The following is a 24,104-nucleotide window of genomic DNA, read 5'->3' as shown; positions in this document are numbered from 1 at the left end:
TCGCCTTGATGAATTCCGCCGGGTCGAGGCGCGAGTCCCGATTGAGCGCATTGTCTTCAGCAGCATCCACTATTCGCGCAGCGCCCGCCGCAGGATCTTGCCGACCGGCGTCTTCGGCAGCTCGGTCCTGAACTCGATATATTTTGGCCGCTTGTAGCCGGTCAGGTTCTCGCGGCAGAAAGCGGTGATGGCTTCAGCGGTCAGGGCCGGGTCCTTTTTGACGATGAACAGCTTCGGTACTTCACCGGAATGCTCGTCCGGCACGCCGATCGCCGCGACTTCGAGCACGCCCGGATGCATCGCCACGACCTCTTCGAGTTCGTTCGGATAGACGTTGAAACCCGAGACCAGGATCATGTCCTTCTTGCGGTCGACGATCTTGGTGTAGCCACGCTCATCCATGAAGCCCATATCACCGGACTTGAAGTAGCCGTCCTTGGTCATCACCTTGGCGGTCTCGTCAGGCCGGTTCCAGTAGCCCGCCATCACCTGCGGTCCCCTGATGCAGATTTCGCCGACCTCGCCGAGCGGCAAATTGTTGCCGTCGTCGTCGCGGATGGCGATTTCCGTCGAGGGCAGCGGCAGGCCGATCGTGCCGGTGAAGTCGCCGGAACTGAACTTGTTGGCGGTGGCCACCGGCGAGGTTTCCGACAGGCCATAGCCTTCAGTGACAGGGCAACCGGTCAACGCCTTCCAGCGGTCGGCGACACCCTTTTGCACCGCCATGCCGCCGCCCAGTGTCAGCACCAGCGGCTTGAAGTCGAGCTTGCGGAAGTCCTCATTGTTGAGCAGCGCGTTGAACAGCGTGTTGAGGCCCGGAAAGACATGGGTCGGATATTTTGCCAGTTCCTTGACGAAGCCGGGGATATCGCGCGGGTTGGGAATGAGCACGTTGCGGGCGCCTTGCTGCATGCCCATCAATGCGTTCACCGTCAGCGCGAAGATGTGATAGAGCGGCAGCGCGCAGATGAAGTTCGGGTGCGCCGGTTTCGGCTTGATCGTATAGGCGTCTTCCATCCACTGCGCGTTCTGCACGACATTGGAGAGCACGTTGCTGTGCAGCAGCGTGGCGCCCTTCGACACGCCTGTGGTGCCGCCGGTATATTGCAGGAAGGCGACATCGTCGGCTGCAACCTTGACCGGCTTGAAGCCAAGGCCGGCGCCGGCCTTCACCGCCACGTTGAACTTGACATGCCCGGGCAGCGACCATGCCGGCACCATCTTCTTGACGCGGCGCACGACGAAGTTGACGATCGTGCCCTTGAGGCCGCCGAGCATGTCGCCCATGGCCGCCACCACGACATGCTTGACCGCGGTTCTGGCGATTACCGCCTGCAAGGTGTTGGCGAAGTTTTCCAGAATGACGATGGCTTGTGCGCCGGAATCCTTGAGCTGGTGCTCCAGCTCGCGCGGCGTGTACAGCGGATTGATGTTCACCACGACATAGCCGGCGCGCAGGATGCCCATCATCGCCACCGGATATTGCAGAACGTTAGGCATCATCAGGGCGACGCGCGCACCCTTTTGCAGTCCCTTCGATTGCAGATAAGCACCGAAGGCCGCCGACAACTGCTCGACATCGGCGTAGCTGATGGACTTGTCCATGCAGGTGAAGGCCGGCTGGGCGGAAAATTGCTTGCAGGCGCCGACCAGGAAATCGCCGATCGAACTGTAGGGCAACACACCGATTTCGGCCGGCACATTTTTCGGATAGCTCTTGAGCCATGGCTTTTCGGGCAGGCCGGCGGCAAGTTCCGTGAGTGCCTTCGGCAGCCGCTTGGTCGCCTCGACAGACTTCGCGGCGGGCGCGGCTTTCGCCGCATGGTCTTTCGCTGCCGCGTTTTTTTTTGTCGCTACTGCCTTCGGCGGCACTGCTTTCGTCGCGGCGGCCTTTGGCGAAGCGGCTTTGGCCACCGTTTTTACGGGGGTGGATTTCGCTGCCGGTTTCGCCTTCGCGGGTGCGGCCTTGGCGGCGGGCTTCGCTTGCACGTCGGCGCCTGCGGCTGGTTTCGAGACTGCCTTGGCCGACGCTTTCACCGGCGCCTTAGATGCTTTTGCCACCCGTTCCTCCCTAGCAATTCTTGTTCGCCCGTCTCTGGGTCGCCTGTGCCGCGCCCGCCTCTAAATGACAGAGACGTCCTCCGCTGCCGCCAGCATATCCATCTATGTATTGCCTCTATCGGCGGCGGTGCAAGTCTTGCCCTTGCGGCAAGGCGCCGAAAGATTTGCCGTCGAAAATCTTTCCCGCCGGCGACACTTGGAACCGGTCTCTTCCGCATTCGTGGCCGGATGAAGACGGGACGCGGCATTGATGTCGCCAAATGCCAGATCAATAAAAAAATGCGGTCGTTAATAATATTGTGAATGGAAAAAACTGCTAATTTTTTCTGCCATTTAGCAAAATCGCGGATTTTTTTCCTGCTTCCCGAGGGGTAAGCAAACGGGGTGTTCCAAAGCCGTAGAAACGGTGCTTATATGCGCGCTTCGCGAGCCTGATAGAGGGGCTTGGAAGAACATCAGGGAGTGCTCAATGAAAAAGAAACTCGCTTTTGCGGCCGCGTTGCTGGCCGCAAGCGTCCTCGGTGGCATGGCCAATGCAAAGACGCTTGTCTATTGCTCGGAAGCGTCGCCTGCCAATTTTGATCCGGGTACCACGACCGGCGGCAACGATTTCGATGCCTCGTCGCGTACCGTCTATTCGCGTCTGGTCGAGTTCAAGCATGGCGGCACCGAGGTCGAGCCCGGCCTCGCCGACAAGTGGGAAATTTCCGACGACGGCCTGGTCTACACTTTCCACCTGCATCCGGGCGTGAAGTTCCAGACCACCGACTATTTCAAGCCGACGCGCGACCTCAACGCCGACGACGTCGTCTTCTCCTTCGACCGCCAGTTCAACAAGGCGAATCCCTGGAACGGCGACAAGTATCTGCCCAACCTGACCTGGGACTACTACACCGGCATGGACATGCCGAAATACGTCGCCAAGTGGGAAAAGGTCGACGACCTGACCGTCAAGTTGACGCTGACCGAGCCGAACGCTCCGATGCTGGCCAATCTCGGCATGGACTTCGCCTCGATCGTGTCGAAGGAATATGCCGACCAGCTGGCGAAAGACGGCAAGATGGCCGATTTCTCGACCAAGCCGATCGGCACTGGTCCGTTCCAGTTCGTCGACTACCAGCTGGATTCGGTCATCCGCTATGCGGCCAACCCCGACTACTTCAAGGGCAAGGAGAAGATCGACGATCTCGTCTTCGCCATCACGCCCGACGCGACCGCCCGCATCCAGAAGGTGCTTGCCGGCGAATGCGACATCGCGCCATATCCGAATCCGGCCGACATCGGCACGATCAAGGCCAACAAGGACGTGACCCTGATGGATCAGGCCGGCCTGAACATCGGCTACATGAGCTACAACACCACCATCCCGCCGCTCGACAAGCCTGAAGTGCGCCATGCGCTCAACCAGGCGATCGATCGGGAAGCGCTGATCAAGTCGCTGTTCCAGGATGCTGGCGCCACGCCTGCCGAAAACCTGATCCCGCCGACCATGTGGTCGTGGAACAAGGATGTGAAGTCCGATGCCTATGATCCGGATGCAGCCAAGAAGGTGCTGGCCGCTGCCGGGCTGACGGAAATCCAGCTCTGGGCTTCCGATCGCGTTCGTCCTTACAACCCGAACTTCCAGCGCGCCGCCGAACTGATCCAGGCCGACTGGGCCAAGGTTGGCGTCAAGGCCGAGATCGTCAACTACGAGTGGACCAAGTATCGCTCGGAGGGCAAGAAGAAGGATCGTCCCGGCGCGTTCCAGATTGGCTGGACCGGCGACAATGGCGATCCGGACAACTTCTTCGCCACTCTGTTCGCCTGCTCCGCCATCGGCGTCTCGAACTACTCCAGCTGGTGCGACAAGGACTTCGAAGACCTGATCCAGAAGGCCAAGAAGACCAGCGACCAGGCCGAGCGCTCCAAGCTCTACGGAGAGGCGCAGGTCGTCTTCCAGAAGCAGGCTCCGGCCTTCCTGCTGGCGCATAGCCAAGTCTACGCAGTCGTGCGCAAGAATGTCAGCGGTTTCATGATGGACCCGCTCGGCATTCACCGCTTCGACGGCGTTGACAAGGCTGAATAAGACTATAGAGCGGGGGGGGGGGGGGGGGGGGCAATGAAGCCCCCCCCCCCCCCTACATCATGCTCAAATATATCCTCCACCGAATTGCACTTTTGATCCCGACGCTTGTCGGCATCACGATCTGCGCCTTCGCCTTCGTCAGGCTGCTGCCCGGCGATCCTATCCTTGCCATGGCCGGCGAACACGGCGTGGCGCCGGCGCGCTACGAAGAGCTCAAGGAGCAGTTCGGCTACAACCTGCCGATCTGGCAGCAATATGCTCGCTATGTCGGTGAGGTCGTGACCGGCGATTTCGGCGTCTCGATTTCGTCCAAACGCCCGGTGATCGAAGAGTTCAAGACGCTCTTCCCGGCGACGCTGGAACTGTCATTCTTCGCCATGATTTTCGCCATGGTGCTCGGCATTCCGGCCGGCATCTTTGCGGCGATCAAGCGCGGCTCGTGGTTCGACCAGTCGCTGATGGGCACGGCGCTCGTCGGCTACTCCATGCCGATCTTCTGGTGGGGCCTGCTGCTGATCATCTTTTTCTCCGGCTATCTCGGCTGGACGCCGGTTAACGGCCGCATCGACCTGCAGTACTTCTTCAAGCCGATAACCGGCTTCATGACCATCGACACATTGCTCTACGGCAAATGGGATGCATTTCGCTCGGTATTGCGCCATCTGGTGCTGCCGACAATTGTGCTCGGCACCATTCCGCTGGCTGTGATAGCGCGCCAGACGCGCTCCGCCATGCTCGAAGTGCTGGGCGAGGACTACGTGCGGACTGCCCGAGCCAAAGGGCTTTCGTCGGCTCGAGTCATCGGCGTGCATGCTCTGCGCAATGCGCTCATCCCGGTGGTCACCACCATCGGCCTGCAGGTTAGCACGCTGCTCGCCGGCGCCATCCTTACCGAAACGATCTTCTCCTGGCCGGGCATCGGCAGGTGGATGGTCGAATCCATATCCAAGCGCGACTATGTTGTCGTGCAGTCTGGCCTGCTCTTGATCGCCCTTATCGTCATGGCGGTGAACCTGATCGTCGATGTACTCTATGCCGTTATCAACCCACGCATAAGGGCGGCGTGATGAGCCAGTCGACCGAAATCGCCCCGATGGCCGCCGGCAACCCGGATCGCCTCACCGGTCTCAGGACCTTCTGGTTTTATTTCTCGGTGAACCGCGGCGCCGTCATAGGCCTGTTCGTCTTCATCCTGCTGGTCCTGGCGGCGCTGTTTGCGCCGCTGCTGGCTCCCTATGCACCCGACATCCAGGACAAGACCGCATTCCTGCGGCCTCCGGCCTGGCAGGACGGCGGCTCGACACAATATCTGCTCGGCACCGATCCGGTCGGTCGCGACATCCTCTCGCGCCTGCTCTACGGCGCGCGCTTCTCGCTGCTGATCGGCGCGGTCGTGGTCACGCTGGCGCTCACCGGCGGCATTACGCTCGGCCTGCTGGCCGGCTATTTCCGAGGCTGGGTCGACGTGGCGATCATGCGCGTCATGGACCTCATCCTGGCGTTCCCGTCGCTGCTCCTGGCGCTGGTGATGGTCACCATCCTCGGCCCTGGCCTGTTCAATGCGATGCTGGCCATCGCGCTCGTCCTGCAGCCGCATTTCGCGCGGCTGGTGCGCGCGGCCGTCATGGCGGAGAAAAGCCGCGAATATGTCGTGGCAGCGAAGGTCGCCGGCGCCAGCCATGTCAGGCTGATGCTTCGCACCATCCTGCCCAATTGCCTGGCGCCGCTGATCGTCCAGGGCACGCTGTCATTCTCCAACGCCATTCTCGAAGCGGCAGCGCTCGGGTTCCTCGGCCTTGGCGCCCAGCCGCCGACGCCCGAATGGGGAACCATGCTCGCCTCGGCGCGCGAATTCATCCTGCGCGCCTGGTGGGTCGTCACCTTCCCCGGCCTTGCCATCCTGATCACTGTGCTCGCCATCAACCTTGTCGGCGACGGCCTGCGCGACGCGCTCGATCCGAAACTGAGAAGGTCGTGATGGCGCTGCTCGACATCCAGAACCTCGTCGTCGAATTCCAGACCGCGTCCGGTCCGTTCCGGGCGGTCGATGGCGTTTCGCTGCATGTCGACGAGCGCGAAGTGCTGGCGATCGTCGGCGAATCCGGTTCCGGCAAATCGGTCTCCATGCTGGCGGTGATGGGCCTTTTGCCCTGGACGGCAAAGGTCACTGCTGATCGCATGAGCTTCAATGGCCGCGATCTCCTGAAGCTGAGCCCTGCTGAACGGCGCAAGATCGTCGGCAAGGACATGTCGATGATCTTCCAGGAGCCGATGGCCAGCCTCAATCCGTGCTTCACCGTCGGCTTCCAGATCGAAGAGGTGCTGCGCTTCCATATGGGCATGGACGGTGCGCAACGCCGGGCGCGAGCCATCGAACTGCTGACGCAGGTCGGCATTCCCGAGCCGGCGGAACGGCTGAACTCGTTCCCGCACCAGATGTCGGGCGGCCAGTGCCAGCGCGTCATGATCGCAATCGCCATTGCCTGCAATCCGAAGCTTTTGATCGCCGACGAGCCGACGACCGCGCTCGACGTCACCATCCAGAAGCAAATCCTCGACCTGCTGGTCTCGCTGCAGGCCAAATACGGCATGGGCCTGATCATGATCACCCACAATATGGGCGTGGTGGCGGAGACCGCCGACCGCGTCATCGTCCAGTACAAGGGCCGCAAGATGGAAGAGGCCGACGTGCTGTCGCTGTTTGAATCGCCGAAGAGCAATTACACGCGCGCGCTTTTGTCGGCGCTGCCGGAGAACGCCGTCGGCGACCGGCTGCCGACCGTCTCCGACATGCTGTTCGAGCCGGCGCCTTCGGGGGCCAGCGCATGACCAAGGTCGTCGAAGGCAAGAATATCGTGCGCGACTATCATGTCGGCGGTGGGCTGTTTCGCGCGCAGCGTACAGTGCATGCGGTCAAGGGAGTTTCCTTTAGCGTCGACAAGGGCAAGACGCTGGCCATCGTCGGTGAGAGCGGTTGCGGCAAGTCGACGCTTGCCCGCATCATCACGCTGATCGATCCCGCGACGTCAGGTGAACTGTTCATCGGCGGCAACAAGGTCGACATCGCCAAGGACGGGTTGAGCAAGGAGATGCGCCGCAAGGTGCAGATCGTCTTCCAGAACCCTTACGGGTCGCTCAATCCGCGCCAGAAGATCGGTGACGTGCTGGGTGAACCGCTGCTCATCAACACCGGCAAGCCGGCCGAGGAACGGCGCGACCTGGCCATGAAGATGCTGAAGAAGGTCGGCCTCGGCCCCGAGCACTACAACCGCTACCCACATATGTTCTCGGGCGGCCAGCGCCAGCGCATCGCCATCGCCCGCGCGCTGATGCTCAATCCGAGCCTGCTGGTGCTCGACGAGCCGGTCTCGGCGCTCGACCTGTCGGTGCAGGCACAGGTGCTCAACCTGCTCGCCGACCTGCAGGACGAATTTCAGCTGACCTACGTCTTCATCAGCCACGATCTGTCCGTGGTGCGCTACATCGCCGACGATGTGATGGTGATGTATTTCGGCGAGGCGGTCGAATACGGCTCGCGCGAGGAGGTCTTTTCAGACCCCAAGCACAGCTACACCAGGACATTGTTTGCCGCGACGCCGCGCGCCGACGTTGCTTCGATCAAGGCGCGGCTGGCCAAGAAGAAGGCGGCGGCCTGACCCGGACGTCCCTGCCATCTGGCGAGTGCAGGCGAGAGCAATTCCAGGAAAAGTGTGAGCGGTTCTCCGCCTGGAATAGCGTCAAACAAAGAGTTAGACGGGCGCTTCAGGCATCAGCGTCTTTGCGAGCAGGACATTGGCGTGGCCGCGCGGAAAGTCCTCGAGTTGCACCAGCCGCTGAAATCCATGCTTTTCATAGAAGTCCGGCGCCTGGAAGGTGAAGGACGCGAGATGGATGACATGGCACCCGCGCAGCCGAGCCTCCTGTTCTGCGGCTGCAAGGAGGCGCGAGCCAAGGCCTTTGCCGCGCTCGCTGTCGGCGATCCATAGCGTCTTGATTTCGCATACGCCCGCCCAACTGTGTCCGTGCAGGCCTGCGTAGATCGTCCCGTCATTCCTCTTCAGGAAGATCGACAAATAGCGGCCGTCATCGACGCCGGTCGCAGCGACGTTGAAGCCGTAAAGGCCATCTTCCAGGGCGACAATGTCTTCTGGCGTGGGTTCGCTGAGGACAACAAGAGATGTCGCCCCGTTAGCGCCCTCATCATCGGTGTCGCCAAGACCAGTCATGTCACGACAGCTTGGCGATAATCGCCCGCAGCGCCTCGCCGAAGCGATGGATTTCCTCGACCGTGTTGTAATGCACCAGCGAGGCGCGGATGGCGCCGCTGTCCATCGACAGGTTGAGGCGCTTCATCAGTCGTGGCGCGTACATGTGGCCGTCGCGGATGCCGATCTGCATCTCGGCCATCTCCTCGACGATGCGCTGCGGCGAGAGCTTGCCGATGTTGAAGCAGAAGGTCGGCACGCGCTCGTTGATGCGGGCCTCGTCGGCAACGCCATAGATGGTCGCCCCGCAACCTTTCAGCACGCCAAGCATCTCGCGCGCCAAAAGCAGCTCATAGTCGCGGATGGCGCCCATGCCGGCGACGATGTTTTCGCGCCGCGAGCGGTTGTTGGAGGGGGCGAGATTGCGGCCGATCAGTTCCAGATACTGCACGGCGGCATCCATGCCGGAGACGTTCTCGTAGATAAAGGTGCCGGCCTCGACCTTGTAGGGCGGCTCGTCGGGGATGAAGTCTTCCCGAAAAGTCGGCAGCCGCTTGAGCGTTTCGAAGCGGCCCCACAGAAAACCCATATGCGGCGAGAAATTCTTGTAGCCGGAGCAGACAAGATAGTCGCAGTCCCAGGCCTGCACGTCGATCAGCCCGTGCGGTCCGTAATGCACGCAGTCGAGGAACACTTCGGCGCCGGCCGCATGCGCGATCTCGGCCACCGAGGCGACATCGACGATCGAGCCGATCGAATGTGCCGTCACCGTGCAGGCGACGAGGCGGGTGCGGTCGGAAACCAGTGGGCGCAGATCGTCGACATGCAGATTGCCGTCCTCGCGCATGCGCCACCACTTGAATTTGGCGCCGGCGGATTCCAGCGCCAGCCATGTCGCGATGTTGGCGTCGTGGTCCATGTCGGTGATGACGATCTCGTCGCGCCCCCCATCCGTGTCTTTGGCGAGCATCTGGCCGATACCGAGGCTGACCAGGCGGATGAAGGAGGTGGCGTTCATGCCGAAGCAGATTTCCGCCGGGCTGTAGGCGTTGATCAGCAGCGCCACGCTCGTCCGGGCATCGGCGACAGACTGGTCGACAGTGACGCTGCGGCCATAGCGGCCGCCGCGCTGCACATTGTGCGAAACCAGATGGTTGGTCACCGCGTCGAGCACGCTCTGCGGGATCTGCGCGCCGGCGGCATTGTCCAAGAAGATAAAATCGCCGGCCCGCTGCAGGGCGGGAAACATGGCGCGGATGGTGTCGACGGGGAACCCTGAGGCGTTCGCATTGTCGGTTTGGTGCTTGTTCACGGGGTAGGCTCCTACAAGGGACTTGGGCGAGTGGATCAGTTGGCGAGGTCAGCGCGTCTTCTCGGTCTTGAAGCGGTCTTCAAGCAGGCTGACGAGGCGGACCATCGGCCAGAGGAAGATGAGGTAGACCAGCGCTGCGCCGATCAGCGGCGAGGGGTTGGCGTAAAGCGACTGCGCGTTGGTCGCCTCCTTCAAGAGTTCCGGCAACGCCACGGTAGAGGCGAGCGAGGTGTCCTTGAACATCGAGACGCAGTTGCTGGTCATCGGCGGGATGACCACGCGGATCGCCTGCGGCAGCACCACCTTGCGCAAGGTCAAAAGGAACGGCAGGCCGAGCGCCTGCGACGCCTCGAACTGGCCTTTCGGGATGCTCTCTATGCCGGAGCGGAACACTTCCGCCGAATACGCCGACATGATGAAGGCAAACGCGGTCACTGCGGACGCCCAGGACGACAGGCGGATGCCGAGGAAAGGCAGCGCGTAGTAGATCAGGATCAGCACCACCAGCACCGGCAGGGCGCGAAAAATGTCGGTGTAGCCGACCGCCAGCCAGCGCAGCGGCTTCGGCGCGTAGAGCCGCACCAGGCTGATCCCCAGACCGACGGGGATACCGATGCCGATGCTCAAAATGCCGAGCAGCAGCGTGTTCAGGAAACCGCGCAGCAGCGCCGGCAGGCTGGACATGATGACATCGGGATTGAAGAAGGTGTCGATCAGCGACATGGGAGCGTTCCCGAACTGTTTTGTGTCCCGCGACGCCAGAGCAACGGGTGCTCCAGTTAAACCAAACGACCTCGCCTACGGTGAGGCGGTCTGTGCGGCAGCAGGTGCTGGAGCGTGAAATGAATCGTGCCGGCCTGGAGAAGCCGGCACGATTTCAGTGCATCGCCACTCAGGCCTTCGGCAGCGGCATTTCCTTCACCGTCGAGGAATCGGCGGGCGCGTCGCTGCCGAACCACTTCTTGTGGATCGCGGCCAGCGTGCCGTCCTTCTTCATCGCGGTCAGCGCGTCGTTGAGCTTGCCGAGCAGCGGATGGTCCTTGGTCATCATCAGGCCGTACTGTTCACCGGTCTTGATGCGCTGCTTGACCTTCAAATCCTTCATCTTCGTGAACGAGTATTCCATGCCCGGAATGTCGCTGACGGCGGCATCGACGCGGCCGGCGCTGAGGTCGAGCAGCAGGTTCTGCTGCGTGTCATAGCCCTTCACGTCGCTGAAGCCGTCGGCTTCCTGATGCGCTTTGACCCAGGTCTCGCCGGTCGAGCCGGACAGCACGCCGACGATCTTGCCCTTGAGGTCGGCCTCGGTGTTAACAGCGCTGTCGGTCTTGGTGGCGATGCCCATGTCGGAATCATAATAGGGCTGGGTGAAGGACTGCGACTTCAGCCGCTCCGCCGTGATGGTGATCGACGAGATGGCAACGTCGATGCGCTTCGACGTGGTGGCGGCGAACAGCGCCTGGAAGCCGAGATCGGCGATATCGGTGGTCATGCCGATGCGCTTGGCCGCCTCATTGACGATGTCGACTTCAAAGCCTTCGAAAGTGCCGCTCTCGTTCTTGTATTCGAAGGGCGGATTGGTCGGGTAGGCGCCGACATTGAGCACATCGGCGGCTTGAGCCGTGGCAGGGCCGGCGGCGATACCGATGGCTGCGGCAAGAAGCATGAGATTACGGCGGTTGAGCTTCATTGGAGTTCCCTCTGGGGTATTCCCTCTGGTTGTTGATCGGACGGGGCTGGCCCCGCACGGTTTCTTGCCGTCCCACCTCCCAGCGGGGCGTCAATTCATGGGCGCTACGACGTGCGCGGTGGCAATGTTTTCGGTGTGCAGGTCGCGGATCTTGGCGCGTACGCCATCGAAAGCATAGCGCGCGCTGGACGACGACTGGGGCAGCATGAACGTCAAGGACTCCTCCCACCCGAACACAACGATGGACTGGCCGGCAACCCCTCCGGCACGGCAACTGCCATCGATTTTGAATGCTTATCCAAAGTGGGACGCTTTTCAAGGCGAAAGTTTTAAGCTTAAAAAGCTTGGCCGGCCTGTTGCTCCTGCGATACGCTTTTTGCCTGGCCAGGGCCGCCTATGCCAATTCGTCGCGCGCGGCGGCAGAGTTGGCCGCGGCGCCGGCGCCCAGAAACATCGTGTCGCTGGCCAGCACGAAGAAACTCGCGCCGATCGCTGCCCAACGGCTGACAGTCTGTGGGCTGGCGCAAAATATGCCGGCTGCCTTGTCGTGTGCGATCGTCGCGCTGATGATTGTCCGGATCGCCGCATTGAGCTTGCCGGCGCCTTGCGGTCCGATAGCATCGATCGACACCGAAAGGTCGCCGGGGCCGACGAAGATCACGTCGACGCCGTCGACGGCCGCGATCGCGTCGATGTTGGCGAGCCCCTCCGACGTTTCGACCTGGACCGCGACGACCGTTCTGTCGTTGGCGCCGGCAAGATATTCGGGAATGCGATAGCCGTAGCCGGCGGCCCGACCGGGTCCGATGCCGCGCTCGCCCACCGGCGGATAGCGCGAGGCTTTGACGGCCATCGCCGCCTGTGCGGCGGTCGAGACGCGCGGCACCAGCACGCCTTGCGCGCCGCTGTCCAAAGCCGCCTGGATCGCTTCGGGCGCATGGCCGGGAACGCGCACCATCGCCGGCACGCGATGCACGTCGGCCGCGCGCACCATGGCCTCGATCACGTCGCGCGAAATCTGCGCATGCTCCCAGTCGATGCAGAGGAAATCGAGCCCGGCCTGCGCCATCACTTCGACCGCGACGGGATGCGGTATGGCAGCAAAGGAACCGACGAGGTTGGCCTTGCCGACGCATTTCTGACGGAATTCGCTCATGCCGATCCCTTTCTCACTCCGCCGAATTCATATCGGCAAACGATCGCAAGGCGAAGCTATTTCATGCTTGAAATATTTTCGCGGAACCGTAGCGTGCGATCTTCGCCGGGAGGTCGCGACATGAACAAACCACATCCCTTGCACGGCTCCAACAAACTGAAGCTCGGCGTCTTTTCGACCAACGCCGATGGCGGGCTGGCCATCACCGATGTGCCGGAACGCTGGACGGCAAGCTGGCAGGACAATCTGACGGCGGCGCAAATCGCCGACCGCGCCGGGCTGGAATTCATGCTGCCGATTGCCCGCTGGCGTGGCTTTGGCGGCCGCAACAAGGTGCGCGAATGGTCGTTCGAAACCTTCACCTGGGCGGCGGCGCTTGCCGTGGCCACCGAACAGATCGGCCTGTTCATGACCGTGCACGTGCCGTTGGTGCATCCGCTCTACGCCGCCAAGGCGCTGGCGACGGTCGACCACATCAGCCAGGCCCGCGCCGGCCTCAACATCGTCTGCGGCTGGAACCCGAAGGAATTTGCCATGTTCGGCACGCCGCTGGTCGAGAAGGGGTATGACCAGGCGGCCGAATGGATCGAAATCCTGGAAAAGCTCTATGCTTCGGCCGAACCTCTCGACTATGAAGGCACCTATTATCGCCTCAAGGAAGCCGTCAGCCGGCCGGCCGGCCTGCAGGTTCCGCGTCCGGTGACCATGAACGCCGCGTTCGGCGGACCGGGCCGCGATTTCGCCGCCGCCTGCTGCGATTATCTGTTCACGACCTTTTCCGAGATGAGCGATGCCGGCAAGCATGTCGCCGATATCAGCGAGCGCGCCGACAAGGTCGGCCGGGATGTCGGCGTCTACACCGTGGCGCATGTCGTCTGTCGCCCGACCATGGAAGAGGCGCAGGCTTACTACGCGCGCTATGCCGTCGATATGGCCGACCATGATGCGGTCGATGCCCATATGGCCGGCAAGAAGGAATTCTCGCAGTCGCACGACCCGCACGCCTATGACCGCTACCGGCAGCGCTTCGCCGGTGGCGCCGGCACCTATCCCCTGATCGGTACGCCGGAAACAATCGCCGCCGACATGGCTGCCATTGCCGGGCATGGCTATCAGGGCATTGCGCTATCTTTCGTCAACTACACGCAGGAACTGCCCTATTTCTGCGATCACGTGCTGCCGATTTTGAGGCAGGCGGGCCTTCGCGCATAGATTATTCCGGGAACGACGAATTCTTTATTCCGGACGAACGAGTTAGTCCGGACGAACTCGTTCGTCTGGAATGACGGCGGTGGCCTGAATCTCCACCTTGGCACGGTCCTCGACCAGCGCCACCACCTGCATGGCGGCCATTGCCGGAAAATGCCGGCCGATCACTTCGCGATAGGCCTCGCCGATCCCCCTGAGATTGGCGAGGTACTCGGCCTTGTCGGTGAAATACCAGGTCATCGAGGTGATGTGCTGCGGCTCAGCACCTGCCTCTGCCAGCACCGCCACGATGTTCTCGAGCGTCTGACGGACCTGGCCGACGAAGTCGTCTGTCTCGAACTGGCACTGCCCGTTCCAGCCGACCTGTCCGCCGACAAAGATGAGCCGCCCCTGCGCCGCGACGCCATTGGCGTAGCCGACCGGCTTGGCCCAGCCTTCCGGCTGCAAAATCTCGTGCATTTCTAGCCTCCCGGTATTCCCAAAAACCAAAGTCTCAAAATCGAATGCCTGCCAATTTCTTGCCGTCAAGCCGCGCCCATCACTTGCCGCGCGATGACCACCTTCTGCACGTCGGAAGCGCCCTCATAGATGCGCAGCGCGCGGATCTCGCGATACAGGCTCTCGACGATATGGCCTTTGCGGACGCCGTCGCCGCCATGCAGTTGCACGGCCTTGTCGATCACCTCTTGCGCCTTGTCTGTGGCAAACAGCTTGGCCATCGCCGCCTCGCGGGTGACGCGAGCGGCACCCATGTCCTTGGTCCAGGCGGCGCGGTAGACCAGAAGGGCGGCCGCATCGACGTCGAGCGCCATGTCGGCGATATGGCCTTGCACCATCTGCAGTTCCGCCATCGGCGCGCCGAACAGCTTGCGTTCGGCCACTCTGCTGATGCTTTCGTCGAGCGCGCGGCGGGCAAAGCCGAGCGCTGCTGCACCGACCGTCGAGCGGAACACGTCGAGCACCGACATGGCGATACGAAAACCGTCGCCGGGCTTGCCGATCAGTGCAGCGGCAGGCAGGCGGACCTGGTCGAAGGAAAGCCGCGCCAGCGGATGCGGCGCGATCACTTCGAGGCGTTCGGCGATGCCAAGGCCCTTGACGTCACCCGGCACGACAAAGGCGGAAAGCCCCTTGGCACCCGGCGCCTCGCCGGTGCGGGCAAAGACGACATAGAGATCGGCGATTCCGCCATTGGAGATCCAGGTCTTCTCGCCTGAAAGGACATAGCTGTCGCCGTCACAGGTCGCCGTCATCTCCGTGTTGGCGACATCCGAGCCGGAGCGTGGTTCCGACAAGGCAAAGGCCGAGATCGCCTTGCCGGCACGCGTCTTCGCCAGCCATTGCTGCTGCTCCGGCGTGCCGAACAGGCTGAGCGCGCCGGTGCCCAGCCCCTGCATGGCGAAGGCGAAATCGGCGAGCCCGTCGTGGCGGGCAAGCGTCTCGCGGGTGATGCACAGCGTGCGGACGTCGAGCGGTCCTGGACTGTCGGTGTCGAGTGCCGTCGGCTTCAGCCAGCCGTCGCGGCCGAGCTTCGCCACCAGCTCACGGCAAGCGGCATCGACATCATTGTGATCGACCGGCAGGTTCTTCGCGCACCATGCTTCCAGGCGTCCGGCCAGTTCGCGATGACGGTCCTCGAAGAACGGCCAGTTGAGGAAACTCTTGTCAGCCATCAATTGCCCTCGAACACCGGCTTTTCCTTGGCCACGAACGCCTTGTAGGCGCGCTCGAAGTCGCGCGTCTGCATGCAGATCGCTTGCGCCTGGGCTTCCGCCTCGATCGCCTGGTCGAGGCCCATCGACCATTCCTGGTTGAGTTGCGTCTTGGTGATGCCGTGCGCAAAGGTCGGGCCGGAGACGATCCGCGCCGCCATGTCGAGCGCGTCGGCCTCGAGCGCTGTGGCATCGACCAGCCGGTTGTAGAACCCCCAGCGTTCGCCTTCGGCAGCCGTTATTGTGCGGCCGGTGTAGAGCAGTTCGGCGGCGCGGCCCTGGCCGATGATGCGCGGCAGGATCGCGCAGGCGCCCATGTCACAGCCGGCGAGACCGACGCGGGTGAACAGGAACGCGGTCTTGGCCTCCGGCGTGGCGATGCGGATGTCGGAGCTCATGGCGATGATGGCGCCGGCGCCGACCGCGACACCATCGACCGCCGCGATGATCGGCTTGCCGCAATTCAGCATCGCCTTGACGAAATCGCCGGTCATGCGGGTGAAGGCCAAGAGCTGCTTCATGTCCATCTTGACCAACGGGCCGATGATGTCGTGGACATCGCCGCCGGAGCAGAAATTGCCGCCATTGGACAGGAACACCACGGCGTCGACATCGTCGGCATAGACGAGGTCGCGGAACGTATCTCGCAACTCGGCATAGCTGTCGAAGGTCAGCGGGTTCTTGCGCTCCGGCCGGTCGAGCCGAACCTTGGCGATCCTGCCTTCGACTTCCCACAGGAAGTGCTTCGGCTTGAGGTTGGCCATCCCGGTCATTCGCGTCCCTCCCAGTTGCTGCGGAACGAGGTCAGCATGCCGGTCAGCCGGCGGGCATCCTCCTCGCTGACCTTGCCTAGCAATTCGCCGATCCAGCCCTCATGGGCGGCAGCGATGGTGGCAAAGGACTTGGTGCCCTCATCCGTCAGCCGCACCATGGACGTGCGGCGGTCGCCATTGCGGCGGGCGCGGGCGACCAGCCCTTCCGAAACCAGCCGGTCCACAATGCCGGTGACGTTGCCATTGGAGACCAGCAGGAAGCGCGACAGGTCGCTCATCAGCATGCCTTCCGGCACACGGTAGAGGGCCGCCATCACGTCGAAGCGTGGCAGCGTCGTGTCGAATTCTTTCTTCAGGCGCTCGCGCAGTTCGGCCTCGATCGTGCGCGAGGCGCGCAGCAGCCTGATCCACAGGCGCAGCCGGTCCTTGCCGGGTCCTGACGGCGCGGGCAGGGGGCCGGCTACCATGTTTCGCCTCCTGAGATCGAGATTGCCTGTCCGGTGATCGACGCTGCCGCATCGCCGCACAGCCACAGCACGGCGGCGGCAACTTCCTGCGGCTGGATGAAGCGGCCCTGCGGGTTGGTCGAGGCGAGGCTTTTTCGCGCCTCTCCGGCCGAGCGGCCTGTCTTTTCGATAATGCGCTGGATGGACTCCTCCAGCATGCCGGTCTCGACGAAGCCCGGGCAGACAGCGTTGACGGTGACGCCGGATTTCGCCGTCTCGGCGGCAAGTGCCCGCATCAGGCCGACGACGCCGTGCTTGGCCGCGACGTAAGGCGCGACATAGGCGTAGCCCTTCAGCCCTGCCGTCGAGGCGATGAACACGATCCGGCCCGCCTTGCGCGCGGTCATGCCAGCCAGCGCCGGCTTCACCGTCAGGAAGGCGCCGGTCAAATTGACGTCGAGCGTCCGCTGCCAGTCGGCAAGCGTGGTCTTGTGCGCCGGCGTGCTGCCGGCCATGCCGGCATTGGCGACGACGATATCGAAGGGCCCGCGCACGGCTTCCGCCGTTTCGTAAAGCGCGGCCATCGCCGTCTCGTTGGTAACATCGGCGGCGATGCCAAAAATGCGGTCGCTTTCGCCGGCCACCTTGGCGAGCTCAGCCGCGCGGCGACCACAGACGGTGACGTTTATGCCGGCGCCAGCCAATGTCAACGCGATGGCCCGGCCAACACCGGAGCCGCCGCCGGTGACCAGCGCATGCTTGCCGGCGATCGCTGTTGCCGCCGTCATACTTTCAGCCCTGCGGTCGCATCACGCTCGGCTAGCCGGTAGAGCTGGTCGCGCCCGGGCAGATAGGGATCCGGCCATTTGACACCGCGGTCGCCGAGCGTCACCGCCGCATGCAGCGTCCAGTAGGGGTCGGCGAGATGCGGCCGTGCCAGCGCCACCAGATCGGCGCGGCCGGCCATCAGGATCGAATTGACATGGTCCGGCTCATAGATGTTGCCGACCGCCATCGTCGCTATGCCGACCTCGTTGCGGATGCGGTCGGAAAACGGCGTCTGGAACATGCGGCCATAGACAGGCTTTGCCAGCGCCGATGTCTGGCCGGCCGAGACGTCGCAGATGTCGACGCCGGCTTCATGCAGCAGCCGCGCGATCTCCACCGCGTCGGCCGGTGTGACGCCTTCGATACCGACCCAGTCATTGGCCGAAATGCGCATCGAGATCGGCTTCTGAGCCGGCCAGGCGGCGCGCACCGCGCGGAAGATTTCCAAGGGATAGCGCATGCGATTGTCAAGCGAGCCGCCATAGTCATCCGTGCGTCGGTTGGTGACAGGCGTAATGAAGGACGACAGGAGATAGCCATGCGCGGCATGGATCTCGAGCATGTCGAAGCCACAACGGTCGGCCATTTCGGCAGAGGCCACGAACTGGTCGCGCACCAGATCCATGTCGGCGCGGTCCATTGCCTTTGGCACCTGATTCTGCGGCGACCACGCAACCGCCGATGCCGCCATGATGGGCCAGTTGCCGGACGCGAGCGGCACGTCCGTGCCTTCCCAGCCAAGCCGGGTCGAACCCTTGGCGCCGGAATGGCCGATCTGGGCGCAGATCTTGGCCTCGGTCTCGGCATGGACGAAGTCGACCAGCCGCTTCCACGCCACCTCGTGTTCGAGCGCGTAGAAGCCCGGACACCCCGGCGTGATGCGCCCTTCGGGGCTGACGCAGGTCATCTCGATATAGATGAGCCCGGCGCCGCCCTTGGCCCGCTCGGCATAATGGGTGAAATGCCAGTCGGTCGGGCAGCCGTTGACCGCCTTGTACTGCGCCATCGGTGAAACGACGACGCGGTTGTTGAGCCTGAGGTCACGCAGCTTGAACGGCGCGAACATTGGCGCCCGGCGCAGCCTGTTGCCGCCCGCACCCGCCTGGCGCTGGAACCACTCTTCGGCACCACCTAGCCATTCGGCATCGCGCAGCCGCAGATTCTCGTGGCTGATGCGCTGCGAACGGGTCAGCAGCGAATAGTTGAACTGCACCGGATCGAGGCCGAGATAACGCTCGACCTCCTCGAACCATTCCAGCGAATTGCGCGCCGCCGACTGCAGCTTCAACACCTCGGTGCGGCGCGCATCCTCATATCTACGGAAGGCTGCTTCGAGGTCCGGCTCGGTTTCGACATACTCGGCCAGCGCCACCGCACTTTCGAGTGCCAGTTTGGTGCCGGAGCCGATCGAGAAATGCGCCGATGCCGCCGCGTCGCCCATCAGCGCCAAATTCTTGTACGACCAGCGTTCGCACAGCACGCGCGGGAAATTGATCCAGGCCGAACCCCTGATATGGTTTGCGTTGGTCATCAGCGCATGGCCGCCGAGATGCTTGGCAAAGATACTCTCGCAGACGGCGATGGACTCCTGCTGCGTCATCGCGCCGAAGCCGAAGGCAGCCCAGGTCTGTTCGCTGCATTCGACGATGAAGGTCGCGGTCTCGCTGTCGAACTGGTAGGCGTGCGCCCACACCCAGCCATGCTCGGTCTTCTCGAAGATGAAGGTGAAGGCATCGTCAAATTTCTGGTTGGTGCCCAGCCAGACGAACTTGCACTTGCGGGTGTCGATGTCGGGCTTGAAGACATCGACGAAGGTGTTGCGCGCCCTGGAGTTCAGGCCGTCGGCGGCGACAACCAGGTCATGCGTCTCCATGTAAGGCTTGGGGTCGGCGATGTCGGTCTCGAACATCAGCTTGACACCGAGTTCGCGGGCACGGCGCTGCAGCAGGACGAGCAGCCGCTTGCGGCCGATGCCGCAGAAGCCGTGGCCCGACGAGACCGTGCGCACGCCGTTATGGATGACTGCAATGTCGTCCCAGTAAGCGAAATGCTTCTTGATCCAGACAGCGCTGACCGGATCATTCTTGGCGAGATTATCGAGCGTCTCGGCCGACAGCACGACGCCCCAGCCGAACGTGTCGTCGGCGCGGTTGCGTTCGAACACCGTCACATCGTGCGCGGCGTCCCTGAGCTTCATCGAAATGGCAAAGTAGAGGCCGGCTGGTCCGCCGCCGAGAACCGCAACCTTCATGTCTGCGATCTCCTCTTCGCTTGCTGTCTCGTGAGTATCGCGCCGGCGGCAAGATATTTCAAGCTTAAAGTTTTATGTCGAAATCATTATGCGAGCATTGGGCAGCGCGCTTGCGTGTCGTCCCGCAAGCGCGCGCCCGATGTCACTTCTCCGGGTTCTTTGGGCTCCACAGCACCGTCTCGGCACCCTTCTCATAGGCCATGCCGTCGGGATAGCTGATCGCCTCCAGTTGCAGTCCCCAGGGCGCCTGGAAATAGAGAATGGTCTGGCCCGCGGCGGGGCCTTCCTTGACCGGCAAAGGCCCCATCCTTGTCTTGACGCCCTTGCCGTCGAGATAGGCTTTGGCAGCGGCGACGTCGTCGACATAGAAGGCGATATGGAAGCCGCCAATGTCGCTGTTCTTCGGCGTCAAATCCTTCTGGTCGGGCGCTGTGTATTTGAACAGCTCGATGTTCGATCCATAGCCGCAACGCACCATGGTGACCTGCTCGATGACAGCCTTGGGATCGACGCCCAGAAGATCCTGCATGAAGGTGCCCTTGTCGTCGGCGAACGGTCCGAACGACATCGCCTTCTTGCAGCCGACCACCTCTGTGAAGAAGTCGACCGCCTGCTTCATGTCGGGAACGGTGATGCCGGTGTGATCGTGGCCGCGCATGCCGGGGATCGAATCGGCCGAGGCCATGCCGACACTGCCAAGGACAGCGGCGGCGAGCGTTGCATTGCGAAGTATCGTCTTCATGTCAGTCCTCTCCATTGGCGGGACCTGGGTCTTTGCGGTCGCATGTCCGAAACCCGCTTTTCGGCATGCGTATGCATTCATGTCGGCGGCTTGGCGGCGGAAGGCATATCCAGCCAGCCGGCGTCGATTTCAGGCAGTGGAATGGCGGCGATCAGATCGCGTGTGTAGGCCTCTCTGGGATTGTCGAACAAAGCGTCGGTAGCACTGGCCTCGACGATCACGCCTTCGCGCATGACGATCACTTGCTGGCACAGCCGCCGGATCACCGACAGATCATGGCTGATGAAGGCGACAGTCAGGCCCATCTCCGCCGCGAGCTTCTCCAGCAGGGTGAGGATCTGCGCTTGCGTCGACACATCGAGACCGGAGACGATCTCGTCGGCCAGCACGAATTTCGGCGACAGTGCCAGCGCGCGTGCAATGCCGACACGCTGGCGCTGGCCGCCCGAAAGTTCGTGGCGGTAGCGGCTGGCAAAACTCTGCGGCAGGCCGACGCGCTGCAGCGCCTCTGCGACGCGTGTCTTCAAATTGTCGCCAAGGCCGTTCTGCTTGAGTGGCGCTGCGATGATGCTGGCAATGGTGCGACGCGGGTTGAGCGACGACATCGGATCCTGGAAGATCATCTGCAGATTGCGGCGCAAGGGCCGCAGCTCCGCCTCCGGCAGATGGGTGATATCTAGGCCGTCGAAGGTGACGCTGCCGGCGCTGGGCTCCAGCAGCCGCACGAGGGCGCGGCCGAGCGTCGATTTTCCCGACCCTGACTCGCCGACGATGCCGGTCACCGACCCCTTCGGCAGGTCGAAATCCAGGCCTTTCAGGATTTCGGCCAATGGCGCGCGACCGATCAGCGGCTTGCGCGTCATGTCGGGCAGTGCGACCTTCAGCCCGCGCACGGAAAACAGCGGCTCAGCCATGCGGTCGCCTCCAGGCCTGGTCGGCGGAAGCGATCTCAGCGGCAAGTCCGGCCAGCACCGTCTCATCCACCGGCTTCAGCGAAGCGAACGGGTCGGTGTAGCGCGGTGTGGCGGCCATCAGTGCTCGCGTGTAGGGGTGCTGCGGTGCGGCGAATAGAGCAGCCGTGTCGGCCTCTTCCACCACCTTGCCGGCATAGAGCACAGACACCTTCTGGCTGATCTTGGCGACGACGCCGAGGTCATGGGTGACGAACAGGATCGCCGTGCCGTGCTCGCGCTGCAGCGCGGCGATCAGGCGCAGGATCTGTTTCTGCACGGTGACGTCGAGCGCCGTCGTTGGCTCGTCGGCGACGATCAGCCGGGGCTCGGCGGCGAAGGCGGCGGCAATCAGCACGCGCTGGCGCATGCCGCCGGAAAGCTCGTGCGGATAGCTTTTCAGCACGCGATCGGGGTCGCGGATCTGCACCTCGTCCAGCAATTGCCGGATGCGCTTGTCCGCCTTCTCGCCGCTCCAGCCGAGGATGCGCACCAGCCGGTCGGTCATCTGCGGGCCGATGCGGCGCGACGGGTTGAGCGCGGTCAGCGGATCCTGCGGGATCAGCGCCGTGCGGGCGCCGATCAGCGTGCGTCGTGCCTTGGGCTCCAGCTTGCCGAGGTCCTCGCCCTCGAGCTTCATATCGCCTTCGACGATGCGTACGCTCGTCGGCAGCACGCCGAGCACCGCCTTGCCGATCATCGTCTTGCCGGCGCCGCTCTCGCCGACCAGCGCGCGCACCTCGCCGGGCTGCACGGCAAGCGAGACCGAACGCAGCACGCGCTGGCCGTTCGGCAGCACGGCGCTCAGATTGGCGATGTCGAGGCAAGCGCTCATCGCAGCACCGGATCGAAACGGGCCTTCAGTGCCTCGCCGAACTGGCTGAACGACAGCACGGTCAGGATCAGCGTGATCAACGGAAACACCAGCACCCACCAGGCCTGGTGGATCGAAAGCCGGCCCTCGGCGATGATGCTGCCCCAGGTCGGATCGTCCGTCGAGATCGACAGATTGACGAAGGACAGGATCGCTTCGACGATGACGGCGATGCCCATCTCCAAGGACAACAGCGCCACGATCGACGGCACCACATTGGGCAGCACTTCGCGCAGCATGATGCCGATGCGGCCATAGCCGGCGATGCGGGCGTTCTCGACATAGTCCATGCGCGACTGCCCCATCGCCTCGGCGCGGATCACGCGGCAAAAGCGCGTCCAGTCGATGATCGCAATTGCAAGGATGACGGAGCTGAGGCCGGTGCCGAGCACCGCGACCAGAAGGATGGCGAACAGCACCGGCGGAAATGCCATCCAGACATCGACGATGCGCGAGATGATGCGGTCGGCCCAGCCGCCGAAATAACCGGCGATCAAACCCAGCGTCGAGCCGACCAGGCAGGCAGCGATGGCCGCGGCGAAAGCGACGATGAAAGCGATACGGCCGCCGAAGATGAGCCGGGACAAGAGATCGCGGCCGAGACTGTCGGTGCCGAGCCAATAGCCGGGCTCGGCGCCATCGAGCCAGAACGGCGGCAGCCGCTCCAGCATCAAATCCTGCGCCAGCGGATCCTGTGGCGCGACCAGCGGCGCGAAGATCGCCGCCAGCAGCGCCAGCAGCAGCCAGCCGCCGGCGAGCCACAGCCGGGGGCTCAATCCACGTCTTGGGGCTCTATCCATGGCGCAGCCTCGGATTGAGCAGCGCATACATCATGTCGACGGTGAGGTTGATCAGCACGAACAGCAGCGCGAAAACCAGCACGATGCCTTGGATCAGCGGCAGGTCGCGGTTGATGACGGCGTCGATCGCCATGTTGCCGAGGCCTTCGTAGGAAAACAGCCGCTCGACGATGACCGTGCCGCCGATGAGGAAGGTGAACTGCACGCCGACCAGGGTCAGCGTCGGCAAAGCGGCGTTCTTCAGCGCCTCGCGCAGGATGACCTGCGTCTCCGAAAACCCCTTCACCCGCGCCAGCACGACATAGTCGAGGTCCAGCACCTCCTTCAGCGACTGTTTCAGCAGCTGCGAGATGATCGCCGCCAGCGGCAACGCCAGCGCCACCGCCGGCATCAGCATATGCTTCAGCAGGTCCCAGGTCAGGTCGAGGCGCAGGCGTAAAATGCTCTCGAACAGGTAGAACTGGGTAACAAAAGGCAGGTCGAGCTGCGGCGACACGCGGCCGGAAATGTCGAAGATCGGCACCAGCACGCCGAACAGCAGGATCAGCACCAGGCCCCACAGGAAATCCGGAATGGAAAGGGTGGCACCACTGGCGATGTCGATGCCGGCCTCGGCCGCCGTGCCACGCTCACGCGCACCGATTATCGCCGTCGTGCCGCCGAGCCCCACCGCCATGACCAGCGCGACGACGGCCAGTTCCAGCGTCGCCGGCAGCCGGTTGAAGACCAGGCCGAGCACCTCTTGCCTAAGCGAGATCGAGGTGCCGAAATCGCCCCTGACGACGCCGGACAGCCAGATGAAGAATTGTTGCACGATCGTCTTGTCGAGCCCGTAGAGCGCCCGCAGCCGGGCAATGTCGGCCTCCGTCGCGCCGGGCGGCAGCATCATGGCGATCGGATCGCCAGGCGCGACGCGGATCACGACGAACACGACGACGGCCACGCCGAACAGCGTGATCAGCATCGTCAGAAGACGGATCAGGAATCGTTGCAGAAGCATGTAAATCTTTGCGGGAGCCCGTGGGCT

24 protein-coding genes are annotated in these 24,104 nt (G+C 63.1%); 6 read left to right on the top strand and 18 right to left on the bottom strand.

The window, feature by feature from the left end; genetic code table 11:
- Positions 1–69 precede the first annotated feature (69 nt).
- Positions 70–2,061: a long-chain fatty acid--CoA ligase gene (locus HGP13_RS00610; protein ID WP_172220109.1), complete on the bottom strand. Its 1,992-nt coding sequence runs from the start codon at positions 2,059–2,061 to the stop codon at positions 70–72.
- Between the two features lie 469 nt (positions 2,062–2,530).
- On the opposite strand from HGP13_RS00610, the gene HGP13_RS00605 reads away from it, so the two are divergent.
- Genes HGP13_RS00605 through HGP13_RS00585 form a run of 5 tightly spaced genes read left to right on the top strand, consistent with a single transcriptional unit; the run spans position 2,531 to position 7,785 of the window.
- Positions 2,531–4,129, top strand: coding sequence for an ABC transporter substrate-binding protein (locus tag HGP13_RS00605; RefSeq protein WP_172220106.1), 1,599 nt, complete (start codon positions 2,531–2,533; stop codon positions 4,127–4,129).
- 59 nt (positions 4,130–4,188) lie between these two features.
- On the top strand, positions 4,189–5,196 hold the full coding sequence (locus HGP13_RS00600) for an ABC transporter permease subunit (protein WP_172220103.1): 1,008 nt from the start codon (positions 4,189–4,191) through the stop codon (positions 5,194–5,196).
- 26 nt (positions 5,197–5,222) lie between these two features.
- The gene (locus HGP13_RS00595; protein ID WP_246707419.1) at positions 5,223–6,107 is read left to right on the top strand and encodes an ABC transporter permease subunit; all 885 of its coding nucleotides are present in this window, start codon (positions 5,223–5,225) and stop codon (positions 6,105–6,107) included.
- Entirely contained in the window at positions 6,107–6,958 is an 852-nt protein-coding gene (locus HGP13_RS00590; RefSeq protein WP_172220095.1) for an ABC transporter ATP-binding protein, read from the top strand. The genes HGP13_RS00595 and HGP13_RS00590 overlap by 1 nt, the downstream gene beginning before the upstream one ends.
- Entirely contained in the window at positions 6,955–7,785 is an 831-nt protein-coding gene (locus HGP13_RS00585) for a dipeptide ABC transporter ATP-binding protein (RefSeq protein ID WP_172220091.1), read from the top strand. The genes HGP13_RS00590 and HGP13_RS00585 overlap by 4 nt, the downstream gene beginning before the upstream one ends.
- A gap of 93 nt (positions 7,786–7,878) precedes the next feature.
- On the opposite strand, the gene HGP13_RS00580 is transcribed toward HGP13_RS00585, so the two are convergent.
- From HGP13_RS00580 to HGP13_RS00560, 6 genes are all read right to left on the bottom strand, one after another.
- A complete protein-coding gene (locus HGP13_RS00580) occupies positions 7,879–8,355 on the bottom strand; it encodes a GNAT family N-acetyltransferase (protein ID WP_172220088.1) in 477 nt (158 codons plus the stop codon).
- Between the two features lies 1 nt (position 8,356).
- Positions 8,357–9,646: a cysteine desulfurase-like protein gene (locus HGP13_RS00575; protein ID WP_172220085.1), complete on the bottom strand. Its 1,290-nt coding sequence runs from the start codon at positions 9,644–9,646 to the stop codon at positions 8,357–8,359.
- 48 nt (positions 9,647–9,694) lie between these two features.
- Positions 9,695–10,369 (bottom strand): amino acid ABC transporter permease, encoded by a 675-nt coding sequence (locus HGP13_RS00570; RefSeq protein WP_172220082.1) that lies wholly within the window; start codon positions 10,367–10,369, stop codon positions 9,695–9,697.
- 169 nt (positions 10,370–10,538) lie between these two features.
- The gene (locus HGP13_RS00565; protein WP_172220079.1) at positions 10,539–11,336 is read right to left on the bottom strand and encodes an ABC transporter substrate-binding protein; all 798 of its coding nucleotides are present in this window, start codon (positions 11,334–11,336) and stop codon (positions 10,539–10,541) included.
- Between the two features lie 90 nt (positions 11,337–11,426).
- Positions 11,427–11,552, bottom strand: a complete 126-nt coding sequence (locus tag HGP13_RS38495; protein WP_281410986.1) for a hypothetical protein — start codon at positions 11,550–11,552, stop codon at positions 11,427–11,429.
- A 178-nt stretch (positions 11,553–11,730) separates the two neighbouring features.
- Positions 11,731–12,492, bottom strand: coding sequence for an HpcH/HpaI aldolase/citrate lyase family protein (locus HGP13_RS00560; protein WP_172220076.1), 762 nt, complete (start codon positions 12,490–12,492; stop codon positions 11,731–11,733).
- A gap of 120 nt (positions 12,493–12,612) precedes the next feature.
- On the opposite strand from HGP13_RS00560, the gene HGP13_RS00555 reads away from it, so the two are divergent.
- Complete coding sequence (locus HGP13_RS00555) at positions 12,613–13,704, top strand: LLM class flavin-dependent oxidoreductase (RefSeq protein ID WP_172220073.1); 1,092 nt, start codon at positions 12,613–12,615, stop codon at positions 13,702–13,704.
- 42 nt (positions 13,705–13,746) lie between these two features.
- On the opposite strand, the gene HGP13_RS00550 is transcribed toward HGP13_RS00555, so the two are convergent.
- The 11 genes from HGP13_RS00550 to HGP13_RS00500 form a co-directional block, all read right to left on the bottom strand.
- Positions 13,747–14,160, bottom strand: a complete 414-nt coding sequence (locus HGP13_RS00550; protein ID WP_172220070.1) for a RidA family protein — start codon at positions 14,158–14,160, stop codon at positions 13,747–13,749.
- A gap of 65 nt (positions 14,161–14,225) precedes the next feature.
- On the bottom strand, positions 14,226–15,374 hold the full coding sequence (locus tag HGP13_RS00545) for an acyl-CoA dehydrogenase family protein (protein WP_172220067.1): 1,149 nt from the start codon (positions 15,372–15,374) through the stop codon (positions 14,226–14,228).
- Positions 15,374–16,186, bottom strand: coding sequence for an enoyl-CoA hydratase family protein (locus HGP13_RS00540; protein WP_172220064.1), 813 nt, complete (start codon positions 16,184–16,186; stop codon positions 15,374–15,376). The genes HGP13_RS00545 and HGP13_RS00540 overlap by 1 nt, the downstream gene beginning before the upstream one ends.
- Positions 16,183–16,653 carry a MarR family transcriptional regulator gene (locus tag HGP13_RS00535; RefSeq protein WP_027043615.1) on the bottom strand — a complete coding sequence of 157 codons (471 nt, stop codon included), beginning with the start codon at positions 16,651–16,653 and terminating at the stop codon, positions 16,183–16,185. The genes HGP13_RS00540 and HGP13_RS00535 overlap by 4 nt, the downstream gene beginning before the upstream one ends.
- Positions 16,647–17,420, bottom strand: a complete 774-nt coding sequence (locus HGP13_RS00530) for an SDR family NAD(P)-dependent oxidoreductase (protein ID WP_172220061.1) — start codon at positions 17,418–17,420, stop codon at positions 16,647–16,649. The genes HGP13_RS00535 and HGP13_RS00530 overlap by 7 nt, the downstream gene beginning before the upstream one ends.
- Complete coding sequence (locus HGP13_RS00525; RefSeq protein ID WP_172220058.1) at positions 17,417–19,711, bottom strand: bifunctional salicylyl-CoA 5-hydroxylase/oxidoreductase; 2,295 nt, start codon at positions 19,709–19,711, stop codon at positions 17,417–17,419. The genes HGP13_RS00530 and HGP13_RS00525 overlap by 4 nt, the downstream gene beginning before the upstream one ends.
- 142 nt (positions 19,712–19,853) lie before the next feature.
- Positions 19,854–20,453 carry a VOC family protein gene (locus tag HGP13_RS00520; RefSeq protein WP_172220055.1) on the bottom strand — a complete coding sequence of 200 codons (600 nt, stop codon included), beginning with the start codon at positions 20,451–20,453 and terminating at the stop codon, positions 19,854–19,856.
- Positions 20,454–20,530: 77 nt separating this feature from the next.
- Positions 20,531–21,367, bottom strand: a complete 837-nt coding sequence (locus HGP13_RS00515; RefSeq protein WP_172220052.1) for an ATP-binding cassette domain-containing protein — start codon at positions 21,365–21,367, stop codon at positions 20,531–20,533.
- Positions 21,360–22,238 (bottom strand): ABC transporter ATP-binding protein, encoded by an 879-nt coding sequence (locus HGP13_RS00510; protein WP_172220049.1) that lies wholly within the window; start codon positions 22,236–22,238, stop codon positions 21,360–21,362. Before HGP13_RS00510 ends, HGP13_RS00515 begins: the two co-directional genes overlap by 8 nt.
- A complete protein-coding gene (locus HGP13_RS00505; RefSeq protein ID WP_172220046.1) occupies positions 22,235–23,104 on the bottom strand; it encodes an ABC transporter permease in 870 nt (289 codons plus the stop codon). Before HGP13_RS00505 ends, HGP13_RS00510 begins: the two co-directional genes overlap by 4 nt.
- Positions 23,070–24,077 carry an ABC transporter permease gene (locus tag HGP13_RS00500; protein ID WP_172220043.1) on the bottom strand — a complete coding sequence of 336 codons (1,008 nt, stop codon included), beginning with the start codon at positions 24,075–24,077 and terminating at the stop codon, positions 23,070–23,072. Before HGP13_RS00500 ends, HGP13_RS00505 begins: the two co-directional genes overlap by 35 nt.
- Positions 24,078–24,104: the final 27 nt, after the last annotated feature.

This window comes from Mesorhizobium sp. NZP2077, from assembly GCF_013170805.1.
GTDB lineage: Bacteria > Pseudomonadota > Alphaproteobacteria > Rhizobiales > Rhizobiaceae > Mesorhizobium.
This window is presented reverse-complemented; position numbering and strand designations above follow the sequence as displayed.

What these genes read in the sequence shown, in the direction of transcription:
- HGP13_RS00605 (WP_172220106.1), top strand. Translation starts at nt 2,531, where the DNA reads ATGAAAAAGAAACTCGCTTTTGCGGCCGCGTTGCTGGCCGCAAGCGTC.
- HGP13_RS00600 (WP_172220103.1), top strand. Translation starts at nt 4,189, where the DNA reads ATGCTCAAATATATCCTCCACCGAATTGCACTTTTGATCCCGACGCTT.
- HGP13_RS00595 (WP_246707419.1), top strand. Translation starts at nt 5,223, where the DNA reads ATGGCCGCCGGCAACCCGGATCGCCTCACCGGTCTCAGGACCTTCTGG.
- HGP13_RS00590 (WP_172220095.1), top strand. Translation starts at nt 6,107, where the DNA reads ATGGCGCTGCTCGACATCCAGAACCTCGTCGTCGAATTCCAGACCGCG.
- HGP13_RS00585 (WP_172220091.1), top strand. Translation starts at nt 6,955, where the DNA reads ATGACCAAGGTCGTCGAAGGCAAGAATATCGTGCGCGACTATCATGTC.
- HGP13_RS00580 (WP_172220088.1), bottom strand. Translation starts at nt 8,355, where the DNA reads ATGACTGGTCTTGGCGACACCGATGATGAGGGCGCTAACGGGGCGACA.
- HGP13_RS00570 (WP_172220082.1), bottom strand. Translation starts at nt 10,369, where the DNA reads ATGTCGCTGATCGACACCTTCTTCAATCCCGATGTCATCATGTCCAGC.
- HGP13_RS00565 (WP_172220079.1), bottom strand. Translation starts at nt 11,336, where the DNA reads ATGAAGCTCAACCGCCGTAATCTCATGCTTCTTGCCGCAGCCATCGGT.
- HGP13_RS00560 (WP_172220076.1), bottom strand. Translation starts at nt 12,492, where the DNA reads ATGAGCGAATTCCGTCAGAAATGCGTCGGCAAGGCCAACCTCGTCGGT.
- HGP13_RS00555 (WP_172220073.1), top strand. Translation starts at nt 12,613, where the DNA reads ATGAACAAACCACATCCCTTGCACGGCTCCAACAAACTGAAGCTCGGC.
- HGP13_RS00550 (WP_172220070.1), bottom strand. Translation starts at nt 14,160, where the DNA reads ATGCACGAGATTTTGCAGCCGGAAGGCTGGGCCAAGCCGGTCGGCTAC.
- HGP13_RS00545 (WP_172220067.1), bottom strand. Translation starts at nt 15,374, where the DNA reads ATGGCTGACAAGAGTTTCCTCAACTGGCCGTTCTTCGAGGACCGTCAT.
- HGP13_RS00540 (WP_172220064.1), bottom strand. Translation starts at nt 16,186, where the DNA reads ATGACCGGGATGGCCAACCTCAAGCCGAAGCACTTCCTGTGGGAAGTC.
- HGP13_RS00535 (WP_027043615.1), bottom strand. Translation starts at nt 16,653, where the DNA reads ATGGTAGCCGGCCCCCTGCCCGCGCCGTCAGGACCCGGCAAGGACCGG.
- HGP13_RS00530 (WP_172220061.1), bottom strand. Translation starts at nt 17,420, where the DNA reads ATGACGGCGGCAACAGCGATCGCCGGCAAGCATGCGCTGGTCACCGGC.
- HGP13_RS00525 (WP_172220058.1), bottom strand. Translation starts at nt 19,711, where the DNA reads ATGAAGGTTGCGGTTCTCGGCGGCGGACCAGCCGGCCTCTACTTTGCC.
- HGP13_RS00520 (WP_172220055.1), bottom strand. Translation starts at nt 20,453, where the DNA reads ATGAAGACGATACTTCGCAATGCAACGCTCGCCGCCGCTGTCCTTGGC.
- HGP13_RS00515 (WP_172220052.1), bottom strand. Translation starts at nt 21,367, where the DNA reads ATGGCTGAGCCGCTGTTTTCCGTGCGCGGGCTGAAGGTCGCACTGCCC.
- HGP13_RS00510 (WP_172220049.1), bottom strand. Translation starts at nt 22,238, where the DNA reads ATGAGCGCTTGCCTCGACATCGCCAATCTGAGCGCCGTGCTGCCGAAC.
- HGP13_RS00505 (WP_172220046.1), bottom strand. Translation starts at nt 23,104, where the DNA reads ATGCGCTGCTCAATCCGAGGCTGCGCCATGGATAGAGCCCCAAGACGT.
- HGP13_RS00500 (WP_172220043.1), bottom strand. Translation starts at nt 24,077, where the DNA reads ATGCTTCTGCAACGATTCCTGATCCGTCTTCTGACGATGCTGATCACG.